Origin of the sequence: Pseudomonas emilianonis (assembly GCF_023072625.1) — a bacterium.
Lineage (GTDB): Bacteria > Pseudomonadota > Gammaproteobacteria > Pseudomonadales > Pseudomonadaceae > Aquipseudomonas > Aquipseudomonas paraveronii.
In genome coordinates this window covers 1-4,757 of sequence record NZ_JAKNRV010000377.1, presented here as the reverse complement: position 1 = coordinate 4,757, position 4,757 = coordinate 1, and the positions used below count along the sequence as shown (strand labels likewise).

6 protein-coding genes are annotated in these 4,757 nt (G+C 61.9%); 3 read left to right on the top strand and 3 right to left on the bottom strand.

Annotated elements, in window-relative coordinates:
* On the bottom strand, nucleotides 1-273 hold a 273-nt coding region (locus L9Z73_RS25585; protein WP_247407123.1), incomplete at its 3' end, for a helix-turn-helix domain-containing protein.
* Nucleotides 274-356: 83 nt separating this feature from the next.
* Here L9Z73_RS25585 and L9Z73_RS25580 point away from each other — a divergent pair.
* The gene (locus L9Z73_RS25580; RefSeq protein ID WP_247407120.1) at nucleotides 357-662 is read left to right on the top strand and encodes a DUF2834 domain-containing protein; all 306 of its coding nucleotides are present in this window, start codon (nucleotides 357-359) and stop codon (nucleotides 660-662) included.
* A complete protein-coding gene (locus L9Z73_RS25575) occupies nucleotides 655-1,077 on the top strand; it encodes an MAPEG family protein (protein WP_247407118.1) in 423 nt (140 codons plus the stop codon). Before L9Z73_RS25580 ends, L9Z73_RS25575 begins: the two co-directional genes overlap by 8 nt.
* A 92-nt stretch (nucleotides 1,078-1,169) precedes the next feature.
* On the opposite strand, the gene L9Z73_RS25570 is transcribed toward L9Z73_RS25575, so the two are convergent.
* The gene (locus L9Z73_RS25570; protein WP_247407116.1) at nucleotides 1,170-2,381 is read right to left on the bottom strand and encodes an MFS transporter; all 1,212 of its coding nucleotides are present in this window, start codon (nucleotides 2,379-2,381) and stop codon (nucleotides 1,170-1,172) included.
* A 103-nt stretch (nucleotides 2,382-2,484) separates the two neighbouring features.
* Between L9Z73_RS25570 and L9Z73_RS25565 the strand changes: the two genes are divergently transcribed.
* On the top strand, nucleotides 2,485-3,306 hold the full coding sequence (locus tag L9Z73_RS25565; RefSeq protein WP_247407114.1) for an AraC family transcriptional regulator: 822 nt from the start codon (nucleotides 2,485-2,487) through the stop codon (nucleotides 3,304-3,306).
* Between the two features lie 18 nt (nucleotides 3,307-3,324).
* Here the strand turns inward: L9Z73_RS25565 and L9Z73_RS25560 are convergent.
* On the bottom strand, nucleotides 3,325-4,757 hold a 1,433-nt coding region (locus L9Z73_RS25560), incomplete at its 5' end, for a putative bifunctional diguanylate cyclase/phosphodiesterase (protein ID WP_247407112.1).

Here is a 4,757-nt window from a genome sequence, read left to right as displayed (position 1 = left end):
AATGGCCGCCATGGTCGGCGAGGCGAGCGGTGTGGCGGCGTAACGCGGGGCGAAGCCGGCGGCGAGGAATACGCGGTTGCACTGGTCGAGGGGCGTCTGCAGCGCGGTCAGCAGATTGTGCAGGGTGCCCGGGCTCGGCTTGGCGCGGCCGGTTTCGAGGCAACTGAGGTGGCGCTGCGAAATCCCGGTGATCAGGGCCAGGTCGAGCTGGCTCAAATGCGCCTGTCGGCGTAGCTGGCGCACGTGTTCGCCGGCGGTAGCAGGGTTGTCCATGGCGTGACCATGACCTCCGAGGTCATTGCGAGGGGCTGAACCTTATCACTATCGTGGGCCTCGATCACTTCAAGGAAGAGACCATGCACAGACCCTATATTGCCCTCGCCGGGTTGCTCGGATTTTCGCTGTATACGCTGATGACGATGCTGACTGCGCAGCAGTCGCTGCTGGCGTTTGGACTGCAACTGCTGTCGCAGCCGGACACCGCGCAAGTGGTGATCGACCTGTATCTGATGGCGCTGCTGGCCGGTGTGTGGATGTACCGCGATGCCCGGCGGCGAGGAAGGTCGGTGGTTTCGGTGCTGCCTTACTGGGTGCTGACGGCGCTGTTCGTTTCGGTAGGGCCACTGCTGTATATCGTCATCAATGGGTTGCGGGATGAATGAGCTTTTGCGTGTCTACGCACTGTGCGTGCTGGTGTTGTGCCTGAAGATGCTGGCGATTTCCTGCTATCAGGGCTTCTTCCGCATTCGGGGGCGGGTGTTCACTAACCCGGAAGATGCGGCTTTCTTCAACCGCACGCCGCAGCCAGAGGAACTGCCGCAAGTCGTCCGAGCCGCGAGGGCGTGGGCCAATGATCTGGAGAACATTCCGCTGTTTTTTGTCGTCGGCGGGCTGTGTGTCGCGTTGGGAACTGCTGGCGTAGCCACGGGTGTGCTGTTCGGGGTTTTTACCCTGGCGCGGGTGGTACACACGGTCATGTATCTGAGGGAGTACCAGCCTTGGCGCACGCTGGCATATGGGGTGGGGGTGGCGTGCCTTATCGGCTTGGGCGGTATGCTCGGTTTCAGAATGGTCTAAAGGGAACCGGCCTCCTCAAACGCTAACTGTAGGAGCCGGCCCCGTGCGATCCGCCCGCCGAATACCGTCACGCTCGTGGCCGGCTCAACCGATCAAACGCCCTTGGTCGAGGGCAACAGGATCGTCAGAACCCCCACCAGCGGCAGGAACGAGCACAGTTTATAGACGTACTCGATGCCATGGCTGTCCGCGAGCAATCCCAGCAATGCGGCGCCGATACCGCTGAAACCGAACATCAGGCCAAAGAACACGCCGGCAATCATCCCGACATTGCCCGGCACCAGCTCCTGGGCGAAGACGACGATGGCCGAGAACGCCGAGGCCAGGATGAAACCGATCACCACGCTGAGCATCGCGGTCCAGAACAGGTCGACATAGGGCAGCGCCAGGGTGAACGGCGCTGCGCCGAGGATGGAGAACCAGATGACGGTCTTGCGCCCGATCCGGTCGCCGATCGGCCCACCAAAGAAGGTGCCCGCGGCCACTGCGCCGAGGAACAGGAACAGGTAAAGCTGGGAGCTGGCGACCGACAGGTTGAATTTCTCGATCAGGTAGAAGGTGAAGTAGCTGGTCAGGCTGGACATGTAGAAGTACTTGGAAAACACCAGCACGGCCAGCACCACCAGGGCGAAGGTCACGCGGCTTTTCGACAGGCCGTGGGTGGCTTTGCTGCCTTGCTTGAGCTTGAACAGGTTGAGGTGGTTGCGGTACCAGCGGCTCAAGCCATGCAGCACCAGGATCGCGAACACGGCAAACAGGCCGAACCAGGCGATATGGTCTTGGCCGTAGGGAATGATGATCGCCACCGCCAGCAACGGGCCAAGCGCGCTACCGGTGTTGCCGCCGACCTGGAAGGTCGATTGCGCCAGGCCGTAGCGCCCGCCGGAGGCCAGGCGGGCCACCCGTGACGTTTCCGGGTGGAAGGTCGACGAGCCGACGCCGATCAGCGCCGCCGCGAGCAGGATCGCCGGGAACGTGCCGACAAACGCCAGCATCAAGATGCCGGCCAAGGTACACACCATGCCGGCTGGCAGCAGCCAGGGCTTGGGGTGGCGGTCGGTGTGGTAGCCGATCCACGGCTGCAGCAGGGAGGCCGTCAGTTGGAAGGTCAGGGTGATCAGGCCGACCTGGGTGAAGCTCAGTCCGTAGTTGGCCTTGAGCATTGGATAGATCGATGGCAGCACGGCCTGGATCAGGTCATTGATCAGATGCGCCAGGGCGCAGGCGCCGAGAACGCGCATGACCAAGGGGCTGACGTGGGGCGGGCTGGAGGTGGCAGCGGGAGACGCGGTCAAGGTCGACATGCGGGCATTCCATACAAGGCAGTGAACGACGGGGAGGCGGGCAGCGATGATTTAAACCGCCGCTCCATGGATGAACTCGGTGTTTATGCTAGATTTGCCGAAAATGCCTGTCTCACGAAATTCGGGCAGAAAACATCGCAAAAAGGGCGAAACCATCAAAACACTGGATAAATTTCTGCGAGAGATCGACGAGGGCGAATGGGCTGTCATCAGTTCGGCCACCGACTATGCCGATAACTGGGTGATCCCCGAGCACAGCCACGAGAAGCATCAACTGCTGTACGCCACCGAAGGCGTGATGGTGGTGCATTCGGCGCAGAATCAGTGGACGGTGCCGCCCAATCGCGGCTTCTGGATGCCCAGCGGGCATGTGCATTCGCTGCGTTGCGTCGGTGTTCTGAAAATGCGCAGTGTGTTTGTGCGCCCCGCGAGTTTTCCGAACTTGCCGAGCGAAACCAAGGCCGTCAGCATTTCACCGCTGCTCAGTGAGCTGATCAAAGCCTCGGTCAGTTTGAAGCCGCCGTATGCCGAAGATTCGCGCGACGCCCGGATCATGCACCTGATCCTCGACGAGCTCGCCCTGTTGCCGGCCTTGCCGCTGTCCCTTCCCCAGCCTGCAGACCCGCGCATCCGCCGGATTTGCCTGGCGTTGCAGGATGACCCGGGCGATGCCTCGACCGTGGCGGATTGGAGCGAGCGCCTAGGCCTGGACCAAACCACCATCCAGCGCCTGTTCCGCCGCGAAACCGGCCTGACCTTCGGCCAGTGGCGCCAGCAAGCGCGGTTGCTGCTGGCATTGGAGCGGATAGCGGTGGGCGAGAAAATTATCGATGTGGCGTTTGAGCTGGGCTATGAAAGCCCCAGTGCCTTTACCAGCATGTTCAAAAAACAGTTTGGCAAGACGCCGAGTCAATTTTTTCGCTAGCGCCCGCCTCGTCGAGCGTTAACACGGCGGGGTGCTCGCGTACACGTCCAGCAGGCTGTTGAAGGCGTCGATATCCAGCGGTCGGCTGAGGAAGTAGCCTTGACCTTCGTCACAGGCCACTGCCTTGAGCAGTGCCAGGTGTTCGGCGGTTTCAATCCCTTCTGCCGTTACCGTCAGCGACAGGGCGCGTCCCAAGCCGACAATGGCCTGAATAATGGCCTTGTCATCGGCGCTGTCCTCCAGCCGGTTCAAGAAGCTGCGGTCGATTTTCAACCCGTCGAACGGGAACGCGCGCAAGTAGCTCAGTGAGGAGTAGCCGGTGCCGAAGTCATCCATGGCGATGCGCAGACCCAGGTGCTTGAGGGTGTGCATGACCTCAAGCGCGCCGACGGCATCGTCAAGCATCACGCTTTCGGTGATTTCCAGTTCCATGCGCGTCGGCTCGATGCCCGACTTATCCAGGGCGTACCGCACGCGCTCCACCAGGTTGCCGCGCTTGAATTCGGTGGGTGACAGGTTCACCGACACAAAAAGATGCTCAGGCCACTGCGCGGCGCACGTGCAGGCGGTTTCAAGCACCCAGTCGCTCAGCGAAAGGATCAACCCCGACTCTTCGGCAATTGGAATGAAGGTGTCCGGTGCGATCAGGCCGTGCACCGGGTGTTGCCAACGCACCAGGGCTTCGGCGCCGACCATTTGCCCGTCGCTGATGCGATAGCGCGGTTGAAAGTGCAGGCGCAGTTCTGCGTGCTTGATCGCAAACCGCAGGTCGCTTTCCAGGCGGCGACGCTCGATGATCCGTGCGTTCATTTCACCGGAGTAAAACCGCCAGGTATTACGCCCCGCAGCCTTGGCTTCGTACAGGGCGATGTCGGCGTAACGCAGCAACTCGGTGACCCCGTTGGCGTCATTGGGCGCGAGGGCAATGCCGATGCTGGCGCTGATGAACACGTCCTGCTCGTCGACTCTGATGACCCGTTCGACAGACTCGATCAAGCGCCGGCACAGGGCTTCGACTTCGTCCTGGGCGCCGGCGTCGATGAGGATCAGCACAAATTCATCGCCGCCGACGCGAGTGACCAGGTCACCGTGGCGCACGCAATCGGCCAGGCGGCTCGATACCTCATTGAGCACCCGGTCACCGGCCGCATGCCCGAGCAAGTCATTGACCGGCTTGAACCGATCCAGGTCCAGGCTGAGCATGACCAAAGGGTGCTCCAGGGTAGGCAACGCTTTGAGTTTTCCGTCCAGAAACGCTTGCAGGCGCGTGCGATTGGGCAGCCCGGTGAGAGCGTCGTGCAGGGACAGGAACTCGATGCGCCGCCGCGCTTCGACTTCTTCGGTCACATCGGTGGCGGTCCCGCGAAACCCGCCGCAGGGCATTTCCCGCGCCGACAATCGGGTGGTGCGCTCACGCCCCTGGGCGTCGACGTAGCGACACTGAATGCTGG

What these genes read in the sequence shown, in the direction of transcription:
- L9Z73_RS25580 (WP_247407120.1), top strand. Translation starts at nt 357, where the DNA reads ATGCACAGACCCTATATTGCCCTCGCCGGGTTGCTCGGATTTTCGCTG.
- L9Z73_RS25575 (WP_247407118.1), top strand. Translation starts at nt 655, where the DNA reads ATGAATGAGCTTTTGCGTGTCTACGCACTGTGCGTGCTGGTGTTGTGC.
- L9Z73_RS25570 (WP_247407116.1), bottom strand. Translation starts at nt 2,381, where the DNA reads ATGTCGACCTTGACCGCGTCTCCCGCTGCCACCTCCAGCCCGCCCCAC.
- L9Z73_RS25565 (WP_247407114.1), top strand. Translation starts at nt 2,485, where the DNA reads ATGCCTGTCTCACGAAATTCGGGCAGAAAACATCGCAAAAAGGGCGAA.